This is a genomic window from Micromonospora inaquosa, from assembly GCF_003857055.1.
Taxonomy (GTDB): Bacteria; Actinomycetota; Actinomycetes; order Mycobacteriales; family Micromonosporaceae; genus Micromonospora; species Micromonospora inaquosa.
The window spans coordinates 1-20,910 of sequence record NZ_QGSZ01000209.1 but is presented as its reverse complement, the minus strand read 5'-3'; the positions used below and the strand labels follow the sequence as shown (position 1 = coordinate 20,910).

The window sequence follows — 20,910 nt, the reverse complement described above, 5'->3', positions numbered from 1 at the left end:
AGACCTGGCATGAGAGTGTTCACCTCGTTCGAGGAGTTGGCCGCCGCGACCGGTGAGAGCCTCGGGCCCGGTCCGTGGCAGCGTGTCGAGCAGAGCCGTGTCGACCTGTTCGCCGACGCCACCGACGACCATCAGTGGATCCATGTCGACCCGGTCCGAGCCGCGGCGGGGCCGTTCGGCGCGACGATCGCGCACGGGTACCTCACCCTGTCGCTGTTGCCGGCCCTGGCGGGCGGGCTCTACCGGGTCGAGGGGGTGGCGATGGGGGTCAACTACGGGCTGAACCGGGTGCGTTTCCCCGCGCCGCTGCGGGTCGGCGCCGCCGTACGCGCCACCGCCACCATCGCCGACGTGTCGCCGGTGACCGGCGGTGTGCAGCTGCTGGTGACGGTCGTCGTGGAGAGCGACAGCGGCGGGAAGCCGGTCTGCGTGGCCGAGACCGTGAGCCGGCTCTACCGCGCCGTGGAGCAGTGAATCCCGCTCGTTCGGGGCTCGTCGAGGTGCCGCGAACGTTCGGTAGCGTAGCGAGAGAACTTCCGGAACTTGCGGTGCCCTGAAGCTTGTAGACGTCTCCGACCCAGCCGACAGCGCACCGCTGTCAGCTCCTGATGACACGTGGCCTGGGCAGCCATGTCCTGCTCCGGTAGCGGGCCCGAAACAATTCTCGCAATCCTTCCGGAAATTCTTGCTTGTCGATCAGTGGCGCTGACATACTCCACATCCACTGAGGTCGATGACCAAGGTTGTGTGCCTCTTCCCGGGCGCACTCCCGCGCTGGTCGTGACCCGGCACCCCACCACCGCAGGGGTGTGCGTGTTCCGCCCCGGGTTCCACGGAAGGAAGAGACATGATCGAACGGTGCCAAGAGGACACCCGCCCACGGTTCGGCCCCCGAGCGCGTACGGCGGTCGGCCTCGCCGCCGCGGCTCTGCTCGCCGCAACCAGCGCCGCGTTCCTGCCGGGCACGGCGAGCGCCGGTACGACACTGGGCGCGTCCGCCGCCGAGAAGGGGCGCTATTTCGGTACGGCGGTGGCCGCGAGCAGGCTGTCCGACAGCACGTACTCGACGATTTTGAACCGTGAGTTCAACATGGTGACGCCCGAGAACGAGATGAAGATCGACGCGACCGAGCCGCAGCAGGGTCGGTTCAGTTACGGGGCGGCGGATCAGATCGTCAATCACGCGCGCAGTCGGGGGATGAGCGTGCGGGGGCACACGCTGGCGTGGCACTCGCAGCAGCCGCCGTGGATGGAGAGCATGAGTGGGAGCGCGCTGCGGTCGGCGATGCTGAACCACGTGACGCAGGTGGCCACGCACTTCCGGGGTCAGGTCGTGGCGTGGGACGTGGTCAACGAGGCGTTCGCGGACGGTAGTTCGGGTGCGCGTCGTGACTCGAATTTGCAGCGCACGGGGAACGACTGGATTGAGGCGGCGTTCCGGGCGGCGCGGGCCGCGGATCCGGGTGCGAAGCTCTGCTACAACGACTACAACACCGACAACTGGACGCACGCCAAGACGCAGGGCGTCTACAACATGGTGCGCGACTTCAAGTCTCGTGGTGTGCCGATCGACTGTGTGGGGTTCCAGTCGCACTTCAACAACGACTCCCCGTACGTGAGCAACTACCGCACCACGCTGTCGAGCTTCGCGGCGCTGGGCGTCGATGTTCAGGTGACCGAGTTGGACATCCAGGGTGCACCGGCGAACACCTACCGCAGCGTGGTGGAGGACTGCCTGGCGGTGGCCCGCTGCAACGGGGTCACGGTGTGGGGCATCCGGGACAGTGACTCGTGGCGGGCGTCGCAGACCCCGCTGCTGTTCAACAGCAGTGGTCAGAAGAAGGCGGCGTACGACGCGGTTCTCGCCGCGTTGAACAACGGCACCGCGCCCACCGACCCGCCGACCACCACTCCGCCGACCACCCCGCCCAGCGGCAGCTGCACCGCGACCCTGCAGGACGGCACCCGGTGGGGCGACCGGTTCAACAGTTCGGTCACCGTCAGTGGAGCGAGCAACTGGACCGTCGTGGTCGCCGTCACCCCACCCCAGAAGGTGTCCAGCACCTGGAGCGGCAGCCCGAGCTGGGACACCAGCGGAAACGTCATGACCATGCGGTCGAACGGCAGCGGCAACGTCTTCGGCTTCACCACCATGGCCAACGGCAACTGGAACCGCCCGGTGGTGCAATCCTGCACCGCCTCCTGATCAAGTCCGCATCCTGATGGGGCGGCGACGGAATCCCGTCGCCGCCCCATCAGCGTGTCTGGCCGGCTTCCGACGGCTGGCCAAGCAGCCGCCCAGCGGGGGCTTTATGCCGGCCTTGCTCGAACGCTGACAGAGTTGACGAATCCTGAGCTACCAATCAATTGCGTAATTGAATAGGGACCTCCCCGTCTATTCGGGATAGCGTGACACCCCCCGAACCCAGGACGACCATCAGTGCCGCAGGTGACAGCGCCGACGCCGTTTCTGGCGTGCATCATGCATCCCCTCCAGTCCTCCTCCGTGCCGCCGGTCGCGCTGGGTTGTCGAACGTCGCCGCACGCGTGGCTGCTTCCCGACACTCGCCGATCGGCGATCACGGAACTAGATATAGTCCCTAATGGATTGTTTGCCAATCATGTCGCCAGGCTGACAAACAACTCCGTGACGGGGGACAACGTGGGAAGACCTGAGCGGCCGCTCGACCCGCAGGCAGGCGAGCTGGAGCGATTCGCGCTCGACCTACGCCAACTCCGGACAAAGGCGGGCGCGCCGACGTACCGCCAACTCGCCAGGCGCGCGCACTTCTCGGTGACCACCCTGGCGAAGGCGGCCAGCGGCGAGACCGTGCCAAGCCTTCAGGTGACACTGGCGTACGTGGCCGCCTGTGACGGCGATCTGGAGGAGTGGACCGAACGGTGGCACAGATTGATCGCCACCGTGACGTCCGTCGAGACAGGGCTCGGCCGCGGGCCCTACTGGGGAATGACGGCGTTTCAGCCGGAGGACTCAGAATGGTTCTTCGGACGCGAACGCATGGTGGCCCAGCTGTGTGAAATGCTCACCCGCCTACGGTTCGTCGCGGTCTTCGCCCCCTCTGGTGCGGGCAAGTCATCCCTGCTCCGGGCCGGCCTGCTGGCGACCGTGGCCGAGCAGCCCGTCAAGGGACAGCCGGCCTGGGCCACTGTGCTGATGACCCCCGGCGAACATCCCGTCGAGGAGCTCGCGTTTCAGCTCGTGAATGAGCAGGACCTGGCTCGTGACACGATGCGGCGCCAACTGACCGATGACCCGCTGAGCATCCGCGCGACAATCGAGCAGATCCTCGACTCCCGTCCATCGGTCGCGAACATGCTCATCGTGGTGGACCAGTTCGAGGAGCTCTTCACACTCTGCCGCGACGAAGAGGAGCGATCGGCGTTCATCGCCGCGCTGCTCGCCGCGACGGAGGTCTCCCGCGCATGTGTGGTGCTGGGAGTGCGGGCCGACTTCTATGGTCGGTGTGCGGCCTACCCGGCCCTGGTGGCCGCTCTCCATGAGCACCAACTGCTGATCGGCCCGATGGACGACGAGGATCTGCGTCGGACGATCACCGGCCCCGCCGAGCGCGCCGGGCTACTGGTGGATCCGGCGCTGGTGGAGATGGCCGTGGCGGATGTCGACGGTCAGACGAGTGCGCTGCCGCTGCTGTCCCACGCGCTGTTGGAGACGTCGCGCCTGCGGCAGGGCAAGCGGATCACACTGGCCCACTATCGCGAGTCGGGTGGTGTGAACGGTGCCATCACCCGTACCGCCGAACGGGTCTACGGGCAGTTCGATGAGGGACAGCGAGGGCTGGCACGGCACATCTTCCTGCGTCTGACCGCCCTCGGTGACGGCACCGAGGACACCCGGCGTCGGGCACCACTGGCCGAGTTGGTGGGTGGCGCCGACCCACTGGCCGCCGCTGAGGTGCTGGGTCGATTGACGGCCGCGCGGCTGGTCACCGCGGACGAGAAGGGCGTCATGGTGGCCCATGAGGCCCTGATCCAGGAGTGGCCCCGGCTGCGCCGCTGGCTGACCGAAGATCGTGAGCTGTTGCGCTCTCACCGCCGGCTGACCGAGGCCGCCGCCGAGTGGAATCGGCACCACCGCGTCGACGGGTTCCTGTATCGGGGCGTCCAGTTGGCGCTCTGGGAGGCCCATCAGGTGATGGACCTCAGCGACCTGGAACGGGACTTTCTGGAGACCAGCCGGGCACTGGAGGCCCGGCACCGGGCGGCTCGACGGCGGCGCACCCGGGTGGCAGTGACCGGCCTCGCGGCGACCGTTGTGGTGGTGAGCGTCCTCGCGGCAGTGGCACTGGTGCAGGCGAACCGGGCGGCTGCCGAACGGGACCTCGCTGTTGCCCGGCAGTTGACGGTCGAGGCCGGAAACCAACTGCAGATCGATCCGCGACAGGCGCAGCGCCTCGCCAGACGCGCGCTGACCGTCCGCCCGACTCTCGATGCGGAGATGGTGCTTCGCCAGGCCGTCGTCGATGACCGGTTGCAGGCGATCGTGCCGATGGGCAGCAAGAAGGCCCTCGGTGTGGCATTCAGCCCGGACGGGCGGCGGGTGGCGGCCACCGGGGCCGACGGCGAGGTGCGGGTGTGGACCTGGGCCGGGCACGGCGTCTCCGGACCGAGTCTGGCTCTCACCGGCGGGCCCGAGGGGCAGGTCTGGAGTCCGATGTTCAGCCCGGACGGGAAACGGCTGGTCACCGCCGGCTCGGACGGCACCGTCCGGATCTGGCAGATCGATGGAACCAGTGGGCCCATCATCCTGCGCGGGCACGAGGGCCCGGTGTGGGGCGTGGCCTTCAGCCCCGACGGACGACTGGTCGCCAGTGCTGGCGAGGACACCACCGTTCGGGTCTGGGATGCCCGCGGCGGCGATCGACCGGTGGTGGTGCTGCGCGGGCACAGCAAGGTCGCGGTCGGGGTGGCCTTCAGCCCTGACGGGCGCCAGTTGGCCAGCAGCAGCCACGACGCGACGGTACGGCTCTGGGATCTGGCCGGGCGCTCCACCAGAACGATTCTCACCGGGCCGCGCGAGGCCACCAGGACACTGGTCTTCAGCCGGGACGGCAAACGTCTGGCCTGCTCCAGCGCGGATGGTACGGCGTGGGTGTGGCCGCTGACCGGGTCGGCGGCCCCGGTGGTGTTGCGTGGGCATGAGGGCACTGTGGAAGGGCTCGCGCTGAGCCCGGACGAACAGTGGATCGCGACCACCAGTGACGACCTGACCGTACGGATCTGGAACGCCAACGGCGCTGGTGACCCGGTGGTCCTGCGCGGCCACACCAACCGGGTCTGGGCGTTGGCGTTCAGCCCGGATGGATCCCGGTTGGTGAGCGCTGCCGACGATGGCACGCTACGGATCTGGGACCCGGGCAGCGAACGGCTGATTCTGCGGGGTCACCAGAAGGCCACCTGGTCCGCCGCGTTCACCCCGGACGGGCAGCGGGTGGTCAGCGGCGGCGAGGACGGCACGGTACGGGTCTGGAACCTGGCCACGCCGGCCGAGTCGCGGGTGCTGGGCCGCCATGACGGTGACGTCTACGGGCTCACGGTCAGCGCGGACGGGACGAGTGTGGCTACCGGCGGCCGAGACGGCAGTGTGCGAGTGTGGGACCTCGCCGGTAGGAAAGAGCCCGTGGTGCTTCGCGGGCACGAGAAGCAGGCGTGGACCGCTGACTTCAGCCCTGACGGCCGTCGCCTGGCCAGCGTCAGCAACGACGGGAGTCTGCGAATCTGGGACCTCACCGGCCACAGCGGCCCGGTGGTCCATCGAGTCGCCGAAGAGATCCGGTACGCCGCCTTCAGCCCGGACGGTAAGCGGGTCGCCACCGCTGGCGCGGAGGGCACGCTACGGATCTGGGACGCCCTCGGCACTGCCGAACCGCTGCTCCTGCCCGGTCACGAGGGATTGGTCTGGGCTGTGGCCTTCAGCCCGGACGGACAACGGGTCGCCAGTGCCGGGTTCGACGGCACAGTGCAGATTCACTCCCTCACCAGCGGCGTCGCCCCGATGGTGTTGCGAGGACACGAGGGCCCCGTCTGGCACGTGTCGTTCAGCCCGGATGGGCAGTGGGTGCTCAGCTCTGGAAAGGACGGAACCGCTCGTCTGTGGCGTGCCTCGACGGCCGCGCAGTCGGTGACCTTCGAGGGATTCGGGGCTTCCGTGGAGACCGTCGACTTCAGCCCCGATGGCGAGCGGCTCGTCTCGACCCACGACGACGGCACCGTACGCGTCTGGCCCTGCCGTGCGTGTGCTCCGGTCCAGAGCCTGCTGGAGCCGTAACTCGGAGGTGAGCCGCTCAGGCTCGGGCTGGCTGGAGCACTGAGCCCAGCCAGCGCAGCTGACGCCGGACGTGGACGGCCTCGCCGCCCTCATGACCGTTGAACGGGTAGACGTGCATCTCCCGTTCGGGTGGGACCGGCCTGCCGTTCGCGGCACCGTAGTGGTTGTAGGCGGCGAAGGCGGTTCGCGGTGGGCAGACCGGGTCGCGTCGGCCGACCCCGAACTGCGCCGGTGCCGTCGCCCGGCGGGCGAAGCTCACCGCGTCGACGTAGGACAACGTGCGCCACACCGCTTCCTCGGCCTCCCGGTGCACGGCCAGGTACCGGGCGATCTCGCCGTACGGCGCGAGGTCGGTGAGCGCGACGGACCGGCGCATGTCGCAGAGGAACGGGGCGGTGGTCAGCACCGCGCTGAGATCGTCGACGAGGCCGGCCACCGCCAGGGCGAGGCCGCCACCCTGGCTGTTGCCGACCACGCTGACCCGGTCGCCCTCGACCCCCGGCAGCGCGCGGATCGCCTCGACCGCGCGGACCGCGTCGGTGATCAGGCGGCGGTAGTGGTAGGTCCGCGGGTCGAGGACCCCCCAGGTGACCGGCGAGGGCCCGCCGGGTGCGCCGTGCGGGTCGGGGGTGTCCCCGGCGCCGTGCTGCCCCGCCTGGCCCCGGTTGTCCATCAGCAGGTGCGCGTACCCGGCCACCGGCCAGGTCAGCCGTTCGTGGGGCAGGCCGCGACCGCGACCGTAGCCGACGTACTCGACCACGGCCGGCAGCGACTCTCGCACACCAGCCGGGCGGGTGTACCAGGCGCGTACGGGGTCACCGCCGAAGCCGGCGAACGTGACGTCCCAGGAGTCCAGCAGCCGCAGGTCGGTGGGTTCGGGACGGACGTCGACGAGCAACGGCGCGGCGGCTGCCACGGCGAGCGTGTCCCGCCAGAACTCGTCGAAGTCGTCGGGCTCGGCGACCTCGGGTGCGTACCGCTGAAGTTCGTCGACGGTGAGGGTGGAGTGGGGCACGGTTCCTCGCAGGGGCCGGGGTCAGTGCGGGTTGGCGGGGGGCGCGGTGCTCTCCCGGACGACCAGCTCGGTCACCAGGTCGATCCGGCTGGTCGCCGGCTCGTTCCCCCGGGTCAGGTCGAGCAGCATCTGGGTGGCGATGCCGGCCATGTCGCGCAACGGCTGGTTGATCGTGGTGAGGGCCGGGTCGGTCCAGGCGGAGACCGGCAGGTTGTCGTACCCGATCACCGAAAGGTCCTCGGGCACCCGGAGGCCGCACTGACGGGCGGCCCGGAGCACCCCCATGGCCTGGATGTCCGACCCGGCGAAGATCGCCGTGGGTCGGTCCGGTCGCTGGAGCAGTTGCAACCCGTGCGCGTGCCCGGCACCGGCGGAGAAACTGCCGTAGCGGATCAGCTCCCGGTCGACCACCATCCCGGCTTCGTCGTGGGCCGACTGGAAGCCGGCGGCGCGGGCGCGGCTGCACAGCACATCGGGTGGACCGGAGATGATGGCGATCCGTTGGTGCCCCAACTCCAGCAGATGCCGGGCGGCGAGCAGGCCGCCATTCCAGTTGTTCGACCCGACGGTGGGCACGGAGGCCGAGGTCGCGCTGTCGGTGTCGACGACGACGAACGGTATGCCCTGCCGCCGCAGGTGCTGCTGTTGAGCCTCCGCCAGGTGGGCGAGGACGAACACCACACCCAGCGGGCGGTCGGCGAGTAACGCCTCCAGCCATCGTGCTGGCGGCCGGTGCGCGCCGTCGAGGTGGGCGACCGACAACCCGATGCCGGCCGCGGAGGTCACCGCCTCGACGCCGCGCAGGATCTCCATCGCCCAACCCGTGTCGAACTGGTGGAACACGAGGTCCACCCGACCGCCGCTGGTCACGTGCCGTCGGGCGCGGCGCTGATATTGGTGGCGGTCGAGGCTCGCCTCTACCCGGGCTCTGGTGCCGGGGGCGACGTCGCCGCGGCCGTTGAGGACCTTGGACACGGTCGCGACCGAGACGCCGACGTCGTTGGCGATGGTCGCGATGGTGGTGGAGGCGGGTGGGCCGAGCGGGCGGTGCTCTGTCATCGCAGCCTCATACAACATCCGAAAGTTTCGGCCGACCTTAACATGATGAGACATTCACGCCAGTCGGTGTCGAAGTCAGCTTGTCCATTCGTGGGCCGCCGCGCGGCTCGTCGGCGACCGAGTGCCGATCGGAGAGTCACCGTGTGCAGGAAACACTCCCTGGTGGTCCGATTGAGACTCTTGACAGGCATCGATGCGGCACTTAGGTTGCCGAAAAGGTTACGCAGGTTTCCGGAAAGTTTCGGATCGTGAGAAAACGTCCGCCACGGAGCTGGTTCCACAGGGTACGGGGATGTGGCCGGAGCTAAGGGGTAACGGCATGAGAAGCCAGACGCTCGGGGTCAGCGGCGCCGCGCCGTGGCGTGACCAGCGGCTGTCGCCGACCGAGCGGGCCGACGCGCTCCTGCCGTTGATGTCCCTCGAAGAGAAGGTCGCCCAGCTCGTCGGGGTCTGGGTCGGCGCCGAGGCCAGCGGCGAGGGCGTCGCACCGCACCAATCGGACATGATCAGCGAGTTGCCGCAGTGGAGCACAGTCATCCAGTACGGGTTGGGCCAGCTCACCCGCCCATTCGGCACCGCACCGGTCGACCCGGTGCTCGGCGCCCGGTCGCTGGCGGCCTCGCAGGCGCAGATCGTGGCGGCCAGTCGGTTCGGCATTCCCGCCCAGGTGCACGAGGAGTGCCTCACCGGGTTCGCGGCGTGGCGGGCCACCGTCTACCCGACTCCGCTCAGCTGGGGCGCGTCCTTCAACCCCGAGCTGGTCGAGGCGATGGCCGACCGGATCGGGCGGTCGATGCGCGCCGCCGGTGTGCACCAGGGCCTCGCCCCGGTCCTGGACGTCACCCGCGACTACCGCTGGGGCCGCACCGAGGAGACGATCGGCGAGGACCCCTACCTGGTCGGGACGACCGGAGCCGCATACGTGCGGGGCCTGGAGCGGGCCGGCGTGGTGGCCACGCTGAAGCACTTCGCCGGCTACTCCGCCTCCCGGGGCGGACGAAACCAGGCGCCGGTGCCGATGGGCCGCCGCGAGCTGGCCGATGTCATCCTGCCGCCGTTCGAGATGGCGCTGCGCCTCGGTGGCGCCCGCTCGGTGATGAACTCCTACGCCGAGATCGACGGCCTGCCCGTCGCGGCGGACCAGGGGCTGCTGACCGGGCTGTTGCGCGACGAGTGGGGCTTCGCCGGCACCGTGGTGGCCGACTACTTCGCCGTACGGTTCCTGCAGACCCTGCACGGCGTCGCCGGGGACGCCGCCGACGCGGCCCGGCTCGCCCTGCGGGCGGGGATCGACGTCGAGCTGCCCACGGGCGACGCCTTCGGCGAACCGCTGGTGGAGGCGGTCCGCCGCGGCGACGTCGACGAGGCGCTGATCGACCGCGCGCTGCGTCGGGTGCTGATCCAGAAGGTCGAGGTCGGCCTGCTCGACGAGGGCTGGCAGGCGCTGCCCGACGACGTGGCGTCCCTGCGCCTCGACGACGAGGCCAGCCAGGAGATCGCCGTACGCCTGGCCCGGGAGTCCGTCGTCCTGCTGCGCAACACCGGTCTCCTCCCGCTGCCCCTGGGCAGCCGGGTCGCCCTGGTCGGCCCGGCCGCCGACGACCCGATGTCCATGCTCGGCTGCTACTCGTTCCCCAACCACGTGGGCGTCAACCACAGCGAGTTCGGGCTCGGCCTGGAGATCCCCACGCTGCGCGACGAGTTGGCCCGGCGCGTCCCGATGCTCACCCACGAGCCGGGATGCGCCATCACCGGCGAGGACACCTCGGCTATCCCGGCCGCGGTCGCCGCGGCTGCCGCCGCCGACGTGTGCGTGCTGGCCGTCGGCGACCGGGCGGGAATGTTCGGCCGGGGCACCTCCGGTGAGGGCTGCGACGCCGCCGACCTGCGACTCCCCGGCGTGCAGGCCGACCTCGTCCGCGCTGTCCTCGCCACCGGCACCCCGGTCGTCCTGGTGCTGATGACCGGCCGCCCCTACGCGCTCGGCCCGGAGTTCGACGGCGCGGCGGCAGTGGTGCAGGCGTTCTTCCTCGGCCAGCTCGGTGGGCAGGCGCTCGCCGAGGTGCTCACCGGCGCGGTGAACCCCTCCGGACGGTTGCCGGTCAGCGTTCCCCGCGACGCCGGCGGGCTGCCGAACACCTACCTGACGCCACCGCTCGGTCGGCGCAACAAGGTCTCCTCGATCGACCCGACGCCGGCGTACCCGTTCGGCCACGGTCTGAGCTACACCACCTTCGAGTGGTCCGACGCGACGGTGCTCCATCCGGCGAACGAGACCGGCGGCGAACCGGCGACCTGGCCGGTCGACGGCGAGGTGCGGGTACGGATCACCGTCGCCAACACCGGTGCGCGGGCCGGCACCGAGGTCGTGCAGCTCTACCTGCACGACCCGGTCGCGCAGACCACTCGTCCGGTGGTCCGGCTGATCGGCTACACCCGACTGCCGTTGGCGCCCGGCGAGGCGGCACACGTGACGTTCGGCGTACCGGCCGACGTGGCGTCGTTCACCGGGCTGGCCGGCCAGCGGATCGTCGAGCCCGGTGACGTCGAGCTGCGCTTCGGCCGATCGAGCGGCGACGTGGCGGCGACCCTGCGGCTGCGGCTGGTCGGCGCCGAGCGCCAGGTCGGCTACGAGCGGGAACTGCTCACCTCGGTGCGGGTCGAGCCCCTCGTGGCTGTTCCACAGTCGGCATAGGAGGGTCGAGGATGACATCCACCCTGCGGCCACCGCCGCCGGCGCCGCCGCGTTCACCGCAGGAGGCGCTGAGCCCTGCCCCGCGCTCGCCACGACGCGGTCGCAGTTGGCGACAGGCACTGCGCCGGGACTGGCAGCTCTACTCCCTCGCCATTCTGCCGCTGCTGTTCTTCCTGGTCTTCCGGTATCTGCCGATGCTCGGCAACATCATCGCCTTCCGTCGGTTCAAACCGGGCGGCAGCATCTTCGGTGAGTACTGGGTCGGGCTGCGCTACTTCCGGATGTTCCTCACCGACCCGACGTTCTGGGAGGTGTTCACCAACACCCTGGTGCTCGGGACGCTGACCCTGCTGTTCTGCTTCCCGCTGCCCATCGTGTTGGCGCTGCTGCTCAACGAGGTCCGGGCCCGCCGCTTCAAGCGGTTCGTCCAGTCCGTTTCCTACCTGCCGCACTTCCTGTCGATCGTGATCGTGGCGGCGATGGTCATGCAGCTGACCTCGATCGAGGGCACGGCCAACCAACTCGTCCGGCTGTTCGGCGGCGACCCGGTGGCGTTCCTGCAGAGACCGGAGTGGTTCCGCAGCATCTACGTCTCGTCCGAGGTCTGGCAGACCGTCGGCTGGGGCACGATCCTCTACCTCGCCGCCCTCACCACCATCGACGAGGACCTGTACGAGGCCGCCCGCATCGACGGCGCCGGCCGGCTGCGCCAGACCTGGCACGTCACGTTGCCCGGCATCCGTCCGACGATGGTGACGTTGCTGATCCTCAACATCGGCAGCTTCCTGGCGGTCGGGTTCGAGAAGATCCTGCTGCTCTACAACCCGTTGACGTACCCGACCGCCGACGTGGTCTCCACCTATCTGTTCCGGATGGGCTTTCAGTCGAGCAACTTCAGCTACGCGGCCGCCATCGGCCTCTTCGAGGCGGTGATCGGGCTGGTCCTCGTCCTGTCGGCGAACGTCATCTCCCGGCGCACGGTGGGGACGAGCCTGTGGTGATCCTCGGTACGAAAACCGACGCCCCGAAGACCCGCGGGCCGGATGACAGCCGGGGTTACCGGGTCTTCCGAGTCGTCAACACGGTCGTCCTGATCGGCGTCGTGGTGGTGACGCTGTACCCGTTCCTCAACATCGTGGCCCGGTCACTCAGCGAAGAGGCGTACATCATCGCCGGGAAGGTGACCATCGTCCCGCGCGGGTTCGACCTGACCGCGTACAAGCTGCTGATGTCGGACGCGTTGTTCTGGACGAACTACCGCAACACGGTGGTGTACACCGTGGTCGCCACGCTCATCTCGATCGTGCTGACCACCTGTTACGCCTACGTGCTGTCCAAGCCGCAGCTCAAGGGGCGCACCTTTCTCATCGGTGTCGCGCTGTTCACCATGTTCTTCTCGGGCGGCCTGATTCCCAACTACGTGCTGGTTACCAGCCTGGGGATGAAGAACACCATCTGGGCCGTGGTGGTCCCCAACGCCATCAGCGTGTTCAACCTGTTGGTCATGAAGGCGTTCTTCGAGAGTCTGCCGAGCGAGTTGGAGGAGGCCGCGGCCGTCGACGGCCTGAACACCTACGGGACCCTGCTGCGGATCGTGTTGCCGCTGTCGAAGGCGATCATCGCGACGATGGTGCTCTTCTACGCGGTCTCCTTCTGGAACTCGTGGTTCACCGCGTTCCTCTACATCGACCGGCAGGATCTGCTGCCGGTCACCGTGTACCTCCGCAATCTCATCGCGGGCGCCACTGACGCACAGCAGTCCGGCGCCGCCGCCGCCGACGTCGTGCAGGCCGCGGCAACCCTCCAGGCCGTGACGATCGTGCTCACCACCCTGCCGATCCTGGCGGTCTACCCCTTCGTTCAGCGGTACTTCGTCCGCGGCGTGATGCTCGGCGCGGTCAAGGGATGACGGCGAGCGCCGCTCCGCTGCACCTCCGAACCCCACCATTGAAAGGACGAGCCATGCTCCACAAGACGTGGCGCCGGGTGGCGATAGCCACCGCGGGTCTGCTCGCGCTCTCCCTTACCACCGCCTGTTCCGAGGACCCCGGTGAGTCGACGGACCTCTCGGAGAACCGGGTCGGCGCGATGGCCAGCTACGGCATCGGCGACCAGTTCAAGGCCACCGAGGCGCTCTCGTTTTCCACCCTCTACAACAACCACACGTTCTACCCGCTCAAGGAAGACTGGCTGTTCTGGTCGGAACTCACCAAGCGGACCAACGTCAAGATCGAGCCGGTGGCCGTGCCGCTGAGCGACTACGAGCAGAAGCGCAGCCTGCTGATCGGCGCCGGCGACGCCCCGCTGATCATCCCGAAGACGTACCACCCGCAGGAGAACGCCTTCGTCTCCTCCGGGGCGATCCTCCCGGTGAGCGACTACCTGGACCTGATGCCCAACCTCAAGGACAAGATCGCCAAGTGGAACCTCCAGCCGGAGATCGACAACCTGCGGCAGTCCGACGGTAAGTTCTACCTGCTGCCCGGCGTCCACGAGAAGCCCACCCAGGACTACACGGTGCTGGTACGCACCGACATCATGGAGGAGCTGAAGCTCGCCGTCCCGAAGACCTGGGACGAGCTGTACACCGTACTCAAGGCGATGAAGGCGAAGTACCCCAACGTCTACCCGTACTCCGACCTGTTCAGCAAGCCGAACCCGACCGGCGCCCTGCTGAACATCCTCGGCTCCGCCCACGGCACCCAGGCCGGCTGGGACTACCAGCACGCCACCTGGGACCCGACGGCGAAGAAGTTCACCTACACCGGCGCCTCCGAGCAGTACAAGCAGATGGTCACCTACCTGCACAAGCTCGTCGCCGAGGGCCTGCTCGACCCGGAGAGCTTCACCCAGACCGACGACCAGGCCCGCCAGAAGCTCGCCAACGGCAAGTCCTTCGTGGTCACCGGTAACGCGCAGACCCTGGTCAACAACCACCGGCCCGACCTGGCCAAGACCCTGCCGAACGCGAAGATGGCCAAGATCCCGCTGCCGATCGGCCCGGCCGGTGAGATCAACCCGTTCCCCCGGTTGGAGAACGGCATCATGATCTCCTCGAAGGCCCGGGAGAGCAAGAACTTCGTGGCCATGATGCAGTTCATCGACTGGCTCTGGTATTCCGACGCGGGCCTGGAGTTCGCCCGCTGGGGCGTCGAGGGCACCACCTTCACCACGGACGCGTCCGGCAAGCGGACGCTCAACCCCGGCGTCGACTTCCTCGGCCTCAACCCGAAGGCGCCCAAGCACCTGCAGAAGGACTTCGGCTTCCAGAACGGCGTCTTCGCCTACGGCGGCAGCCCCGACCTGGTCCGCGGGTTCTTCTCCCCGGAGGAACTGGAGTTCCAGAAGGTGATGGACGCCCGCAAGCCGCGGGTGGTGCCCCCGCCCGCCCCGTTGACCGACGAGGAGCGGGAGCAGGTGTCGCTCTGGGAGACCCCGCTGAAGGACTTCGTCACCCAGAACACCCTGAAGTTCGCCCTGGGCCAGCGCCCGCTCAGCGAGTGGGACGCGTACGTGGCCGAACTGAAGGCCAAGAACTCCGACCAGTACATCGAGCTGGTCAACAAGGCGTACGAGCGGTTCCAGAAGGACAACGGCTGACAGCGGGGTCCGGTCGGGCGGCCAGTCGCGGCCCGACCGGACCCTGCGGTGACCACCGGCCGAACGACCAGAGGGAACGATGGTGAGTGGCGCGAGCCAGACGTGGCGACAGTTCGGCGACGGACCACTGTCGCGGATCAGCTCGCGCGTCTACATCCTGCTCGTGGTCGAGCTGCTCCTGCTGCTCACCACAGTGCCCGGCCTGCTTCCGCTGCTGGTGCTGGGCCGCGACCCCAGCAACCTGCCGCTGGCCGCGCTCCTCCTGGTGCCGGTCGGCCCGGCGATCTCCGCCGCCCTGTACGCCCTGCGCCACCAGCGAGCCGACCTGACCGACCTGCGCCCGGCCACCCTGTTCTGGCGTGGCTACCGAGCGAACCTGACCGGTGTGCTGCGCATCTGGGTGCCGACGCTGCTGTGGCTGACCGTGCTCGCCGTGAACCTCGCCTACTCCGGTGCGGTTGGCCTTTCGAGCTGGTGGGCGGTGCCGCTGGTGCTGATCGGGGTGGCGGTGACCCTCTGCGCGGCCAACGCTCTGGTGATCACCTCGCTGTTCGACTTCCGCACCCGGGACTCGCTCCGGCTGGCCGTGCACTTCCTCGTGCGTACCCCTGGTGTTCCCGTCGGTAACGCCCTGCTGTTGGCCGCGGCGGCCGGGATCACGGCGGTCTTCTCCGAGGCGGTCCTGATGCTGCTCGCGTCGATCGCGGTCCTGGCGTTCCTGCGCAACAGCGACCCGATGATCCACCTGATCCGGAAGGAGTTCACCAGATGAGCCTGCCCCTCAGCGCCAAGGTGCCCTTCGGGGGCGACTACAACCCGGAACAGTGGCCCGAGGACGTGTGGAAGCAGGACTACCGGCTCTTCGACAACGCGCGGATCGACCTGGTCACCCTCGGCGTGTTCGACTGGGCGCTCACCCAGCCCGCCGAGGACACCTACGACTTCGCGATGCTGGACAGGGTCGTCGAGCGGGCCAGTGCCGAAGGGCGCGGGATCTGTCTGGCCACCGGCACCGGCGCCCACCCGCCGTGGCTGGCGAAGGCGTACCCCGAGGTGACCCGAACCGACTTCGAGGGCCGCAAGCACCGGTTCGGTCAGCGGCACAACTCCTGCCCGAGCTCACCGGTGTTCCGCCGGCTCTCGACCGAGCTGGCCCGCCGGGTCGCCCGTCGCTACGCCGACACCCCGGCGGTGCTCGCCTGGCACGTCGGCAACGAGTACGGCGGCGCCTGCTACTGCGCGCTGTGCGCGGCCGGTTTCCGCGACTGGCTGCGCCACCGCTACGGCACTCTCGACGAGGTGAACGAGGCCTGGTACACCACCTTCTGGTCGCACACCTTCACAGCTTGGGACGAGATCGAACCACCGTCGGCGCTGACCGAGCACTGGCGCGGCCCCGACCACACCGCGTTCCCGGGCATCACCCTGGACTACCTGCGGTTCACCTCCGACGCGATGCTGACCAACTTCCGCGACGAGAAGGCCGCCATTCGGGAGTCCAGCCCGACGCTGCCGGTGACCACGAACTTCATGGGCATGTACCGGCCGATCGACTACCACCGCTGGGCCGCACACCTGGACTTCGTCTCCTGGGACAACTACCCGCCCGACGACGAGTCAGCCGCCCGGATGGCGCTGACCCACGACCTGATGCGCGGGCTCAAGGACGGCCAGCCGTTCTGGCTGATGGAACAGACCCCGAGCTGCACCGCCTGTCGCGACGTCAATCCGTTGAAGCGCCCCGGTCTCATGCGGCTGTGGAGCTGGCAGGCCGTGGCGCACGGCGCCGACGCGGTGCTCTTCTTCCAGCTGCGCGCCTCCCGCGGGGCCAGCGAGAAATACCACGGCGCGGTCATCGGCCACGCCGGTCGCTCCGACACCCGGGTGTTCCGGGAGGTCGCCGAGCTGGGCACCGAACTGGAACGGCTTGGCCCGGCGTCCCTGGGCACACGGACCCCGGCCCGGGTGGCGTTGCTGTTCGACTGGGACAGTTGGTGGGCGTTGGAGCTGTCCGACGGCCCGTCCCGGCTGGTCCGCTATCAACAGGTCGTGCTCGCGTACCACCGGGCACTCTGGGACGCCGGCGTGGACCTGGACGTCGTTGCGGTGACCGCCGACCTGTCCCGCTACGACGTGGTCGTCGCCCCGGCCCTGCATCTGATCAAGGGTGACCTGCCCCAGCATCTGGAGGCGGTGGCGGCGCGCGGCGGGTCGGTGCTGACCACCTACCTGTCCGGCCGGGTGGATGAGAACGACCAGGCTTTCCTGATGGACGTGCCGGGCCCGCTCGGGCAGCTCATGGGTGTCCGGGTCGACGAGTGGGACGCGCGTGGCCCGGAGGTGGTCAACCCGGTCCGCCTCGGTGACGGCGCGGACCAGGTCGACGTCGCCGCGCGGTTGCTGTTCGAGCTGGTAATTCCGCAGGGTGCGCAGATCATCGGCACCTACCAAGCCGATTTCTACGCGGGCACCCCGGCGGTGACCCGCAACTCCTTCGGCGCGGGCGACGGCTGGTACGTGGCCGCCGGCCTGGACCAGGCCGGGGTGTCCTGGGTGGTGCGGCGGGTGCTCGACCGGCACGACCTGCTCGGGCCCTACCCGGACGTACCGGACCTGGAATCCGCCGTCCGGGTCGCGGCGGACGGGTCGCGGCTGCTGTTTCTGCTCAACCACCGCGCCGAGCCGGTCGAGGTGACCGCCCGGACCGGCGGCGTCGACCTGCTCACCGGTGACCGCACGGCAGCCGGCGCCATCCTGCGGCTGCCGGCGTACGGGGTTGTCGTGCTGAAGGAGGACCGGTGAACGCCGAAGAGTCGGTGGACTTGGAGCAGTTGATGTTCGTCGAGGAGCCGATGGAAGGTGAGGGGCCGCGCGTCCACCCGGCCTGGCTGCCCCCGGAGGCGTTCCGGTCGCTCGGCGCGCGCCGCATCCTCCTGCACGGCGAGGGGTTGCTCATCGACACCGTCCTCGACGAGGTCTCACGCGCCTGCGCGCGTTACGGCGGGCTGGTGTGGCATTCCCCGTCGTGGAACGTCGACGTCGACCTGGTGCTCGCCCTGCGGGGCGCCGATGAGCTGCCCAACCCGGCGGTGGAGGCGGCGCGTGCAGCCGGCGAGGCGGCGCTGGCCGAGCTGGGCGACGACGGCACGCTCGGCGACGAGGGTTTCGTGTTGGCGCGGGCCGGTGACGTGACAGTGGTGCTGTCCGACGCGCCGGCCGGCCTGCTGTACGGGCTCTTCCACGTGGTCCGGCTCTGCGCGGCGGCCTTCGACCCGACCCGCCCTGCGGAGCGGCACCGGCCGGCGCTGCGCCGGCGAATGCTGAACCACTGGGACAACGTGGCGGCGCACCCGGTGATGGGCCAGGTCGAACGGGGGTACGCGGGCGGCTCGATCTTCTGGCAGGACGGCCGTTCACGCGGCGACCTGGCCCGGGTACGGGAGTACGGGCGGCTGCTGGCCTCCTGTGGGGTCAACGCGATCTCGGTGAACAACGTCAACGTGGCCCACACGGAGGCGCTGCTGCTCACCGAACGGCTCGGCGACGTGGCCGAGATCGCTGACGCGCTGCGCCCGTACGGCATCCGGGTGCACCTGTCGGTCAGCTTCGCCGCGCCGGTGATCCTCGGTGGTCTGCCGACCGCCGACCCGCTGGACGAGAAGGTGCGGCTCTGGTGGGCCGCGACCACCCGGCGGGTGTACGACCGCATCCCGGACTTCGGTGGTTACCTGGTGAAGGCCGACTCGGAGGGGCAACCCGGCCCGTTCACGTACGGCCGTGACCATGCCGACGGCGCGAACCTGCTGGCGGAGGCGCTCGCCCCACACGGGGGAGTGGTGCACTGGCGGGCGTTCGTCTACAACCACCACCAGGACTGGCGGGACCGGTCCACCGACCGGGCGCGGGCCGCCTACGATCATTTCGCCCCGCTCGACGGGCGCTTCCGCACCAACGTGGTCGTCCAGGTGAAGTTCGGTCCGGTGGACTTCCAGACGCGTGAGCCGGTCTCACCGGTGCTCGCCGCGATGCCGGCGACCCGGCTGGCGGTGGAGTTGCAGGTCACCCAGGAGTACACCGGCCAGCAGCGGCACGTCTGCCACCTCGGCCCATGGTGGAGTGAGGTGCTGCGCTTCGCGCCCTGGGGGCCGGGTGGGCGGACGATCGCCGACGTGATCACGGGCGAGGCGGCGGCGGGCGGCGGGCTGGTCGCGGTCGCCAACGTCGGCGACGACCTCTTCTGGACCGGGCATCCGTTGGCACAGGCCAACCTGTACACGTTCGGTCGGCTGGCCTGGGACCCTCGGCGGGACCCGACGGAGATCCTCGACGAGTGGATCACGCTGACCTTCCCGCCGTCGGCGACCGCCGACGCGGAGCTGGTGCGGCGGACCCTGCACGAGATCATGGACGACTCGTGGCGCACCTATGAGCGCTACACCGCCCCGCTGGGCGTCGGCTTCATGGTCAACCCTGGCGACCACTACGGTCCCGGCGTCGACGGGTACGAGTACACGCGGTGGGGCACCTACCACTTCGCCGACCGCGACGGTGTCGGTGTGGACCGCAGCCGCGCGTCGGGCACCGGCTTCACCGGCCAGTACCCGCCGTACTGGGCGCAGGTGTACGAGTCACCCGAGAGCTGCCCCGACGAGCTGCTGCTCTTCTTCCACCACGTGCCGTACGGGCATGTGCTGCACAGCGGCTCGACCGTCATCCAGCACATCTACGACACCCACTTCGCGGGGGTGGAGGAGGTGACGGCGATGCGACGGAGGTGGCAGAGGCTGAACGGCATGATCGACCCGAGCGTGTACCAGCGGGTCGCCGAACGCCTCGATGAGCAGGTGCGGTGCGCCACCGAGTGGCGCGACCAGATCAACACGTACTTCTTCCGCAAGTCCGGGGTGCCGGACGAGCGAGGGCGGGACATCTACTGAGCGGCGGAGACGGGCGGCCCGGCCATCCGGTCGGGCTGCCCCTCGTGCCGTGCTCAGTGGCGGCCTGGCATGTTCCGAAAACGTCCCGGTAATTTCTCGGCACCTATCACCCCTGATTATGCCCGTCAATGCCGATGCAAGTGCAGGTGGCCGGCAAAACCGTTGCAGCGAAAGGTTTCCGGAAGTCTTGACAATCGAGTGCTCTCGATTGAAGCTGACATGGTCACGCGAGCCGCGGTCAAGGTCGGGCGAAGGGCAGTCCTCGACTTAAGTCCCCTTCCACGCGCCTTTTTCGCAAGGGATCGCGACGATGACACTGAAGACGAGAACGCTTGGCGTCGTCATGGCGGCCGTGACGCTGGCCGCCACCGCGCTGACGTTCGCCACCCCCGCGTCGGCGGCGACGCTCACGCAGGTGACCAACTTCGGCACCAACCCCACCAACCTGCAGATGCACCTGTACGTCCCGGACCGGGTGGCGACCCGACCGGCGATTCTCCTGGCGATGCACTACTGCACCGGGACGGGCCCCGCGTTCCACTCGGGCACCCAGTACGCATCCCTCGCGGACCGGTACGGGTTCATCGTGATCTACCCGTCGGCGACCCGCAGCAGTAAGTGCTGGGACGTGTACTCGCCGCAGGCGTTACGCCGTGGCGGCGGCAGTGACCCGGTCGGGCTCATGTCCATGGTCGACTACGTGCGGCAGCGCTACGCCGCCGACCCGGCGCGGATCTTCGCCACCGGCACCTCCTCCGGCGCGATGATGACCAACGTCATGCTGGGCGTCTACCCGGACGTGTTCGCGGCGGGCGCCTCGTTCGCCGGGGTGCCGTTCGCCTGTTTCGCCACCGGCGGCACCTCCGAGTGGAACAGCCAGTGCGCGAACGGGCAGCTCATCCGGACCGCGCAACAGTGGGGTGACCTGGTTCGGGAGGCGTACCCCGGCTACACCGGGCAGCGGCCCCGAATGCAGATCTGGCACGGCACCAACGACGAGACGCTGCGCTATCCGAATTTCGGTGAGCAGGTCAAGCAGTGGACCAACGTGCACGGGCTGAGCCAGACCCCGACGTACACCGACTCCCCGCAGTCGGGCTACACCCGGACCCGGTACGGCAGCAGCGGCACGATGGCGCCGGTCGAGGCGATCAGCATGCAGGGTGTCACGCACAACCTGCCGGTCGACGCCGCGCAGGTGATCCGCTTCTTCGGCCTGGACGGCACCGCACCGCCGACGACCCCGCCGCCGACCGAGGGGGCCTGCCGGGTCGGCTACACGGTCAACGCCTGGAAC

At 69.2% G+C, this 20,910-nt stretch carries 13 protein-coding genes; 11 read left to right on the top strand and 2 right to left on the bottom strand.

The window, feature by feature from the left end:
- Positions 1-9 precede the first annotated feature (9 nt).
- The 3 genes from DLJ59_RS15565 to DLJ59_RS15555 all read left to right on the top strand — a co-directional run bounded on the left by DLJ59_RS15565 (position 10) and on the right by DLJ59_RS15555 (position 6,307).
- Entirely contained in the window at positions 10-474 is a 465-nt protein-coding gene (locus DLJ59_RS15565) for a MaoC family dehydratase (RefSeq protein ID WP_124773305.1), read from the top strand.
- Positions 475-847: 373 nt separating this feature from the next.
- Positions 848-2,206, top strand: a complete 1,359-nt coding sequence (locus DLJ59_RS15560) for a glycoside hydrolase family 10 protein (RefSeq protein WP_124773303.1) — start codon at positions 848-850, stop codon at positions 2,204-2,206.
- 456 nt (positions 2,207-2,662) lie between these two features.
- Entirely contained in the window at positions 2,663-6,307 is a 3,645-nt protein-coding gene (locus tag DLJ59_RS15555) for an nSTAND1 domain-containing NTPase (protein ID WP_124773301.1), read from the top strand.
- Positions 6,308-6,323: 16 nt separating this feature from the next.
- On the opposite strand, the gene DLJ59_RS15550 is transcribed toward DLJ59_RS15555, so the two are convergent.
- A complete protein-coding gene (locus DLJ59_RS15550; protein ID WP_124773299.1) occupies positions 6,324-7,322 on the bottom strand; it encodes an acetylxylan esterase in 999 nt (332 codons plus the stop codon).
- Between the two features lie 21 nt (positions 7,323-7,343).
- Positions 7,344-8,381, bottom strand: coding sequence for a LacI family DNA-binding transcriptional regulator (locus DLJ59_RS15545; protein WP_124773298.1), 1,038 nt, complete (start codon positions 8,379-8,381; stop codon positions 7,344-7,346).
- A gap of 319 nt (positions 8,382-8,700) precedes the next feature.
- Between DLJ59_RS15545 and DLJ59_RS15540 the strand changes: the two genes are divergently transcribed.
- The 8 genes from DLJ59_RS15540 to DLJ59_RS15505 all read left to right on the top strand — a co-directional run.
- Positions 8,701-11,076: a beta-xylosidase/alpha-l-arabinosidase gene (locus tag DLJ59_RS15540; RefSeq protein WP_124773296.1), complete on the top strand. Its 2,376-nt coding sequence runs from the start codon at positions 8,701-8,703 to the stop codon at positions 11,074-11,076.
- A gap of 11 nt (positions 11,077-11,087) precedes the next feature.
- A complete protein-coding gene (locus DLJ59_RS15535; protein ID WP_124773294.1) occupies positions 11,088-12,077 on the top strand; it encodes an ABC transporter permease in 990 nt (329 codons plus the stop codon).
- A complete protein-coding gene (locus tag DLJ59_RS15530; protein ID WP_244236046.1) occupies positions 12,074-12,985 on the top strand; it encodes a carbohydrate ABC transporter permease in 912 nt (303 codons plus the stop codon). Before DLJ59_RS15535 ends, DLJ59_RS15530 begins: the two co-directional genes overlap by 4 nt.
- Positions 12,986-13,038: 53 nt before the next feature.
- Positions 13,039-14,676: an ABC transporter substrate-binding protein gene (locus DLJ59_RS15525; protein WP_124773292.1), complete on the top strand. Its 1,638-nt coding sequence runs from the start codon at positions 13,039-13,041 to the stop codon at positions 14,674-14,676.
- Positions 14,677-14,758: 82 nt separating this feature from the next.
- Complete coding sequence (locus tag DLJ59_RS15520) at positions 14,759-15,448, top strand: DUF624 domain-containing protein (RefSeq protein WP_124773290.1); 690 nt, start codon at positions 14,759-14,761, stop codon at positions 15,446-15,448.
- A complete protein-coding gene (locus DLJ59_RS15515) occupies positions 15,445-17,478 on the top strand; it encodes a beta-galactosidase (protein WP_124773288.1) in 2,034 nt (677 codons plus the stop codon). The genes DLJ59_RS15520 and DLJ59_RS15515 overlap by 4 nt, the downstream gene beginning before the upstream one ends.
- Entirely contained in the window at positions 17,475-19,613 is a 2,139-nt protein-coding gene (locus tag DLJ59_RS15510) for an alpha-glucuronidase (protein WP_244236045.1), read from the top strand. The genes DLJ59_RS15515 and DLJ59_RS15510 overlap by 4 nt, the downstream gene beginning before the upstream one ends.
- Before the next feature lie 310 nt (positions 19,614-19,923).
- On the top strand, positions 19,924-20,910 hold a 987-nt coding region (locus DLJ59_RS15505; RefSeq protein WP_124773286.1), incomplete at its 3' end, for an extracellular catalytic domain type 1 short-chain-length polyhydroxyalkanoate depolymerase.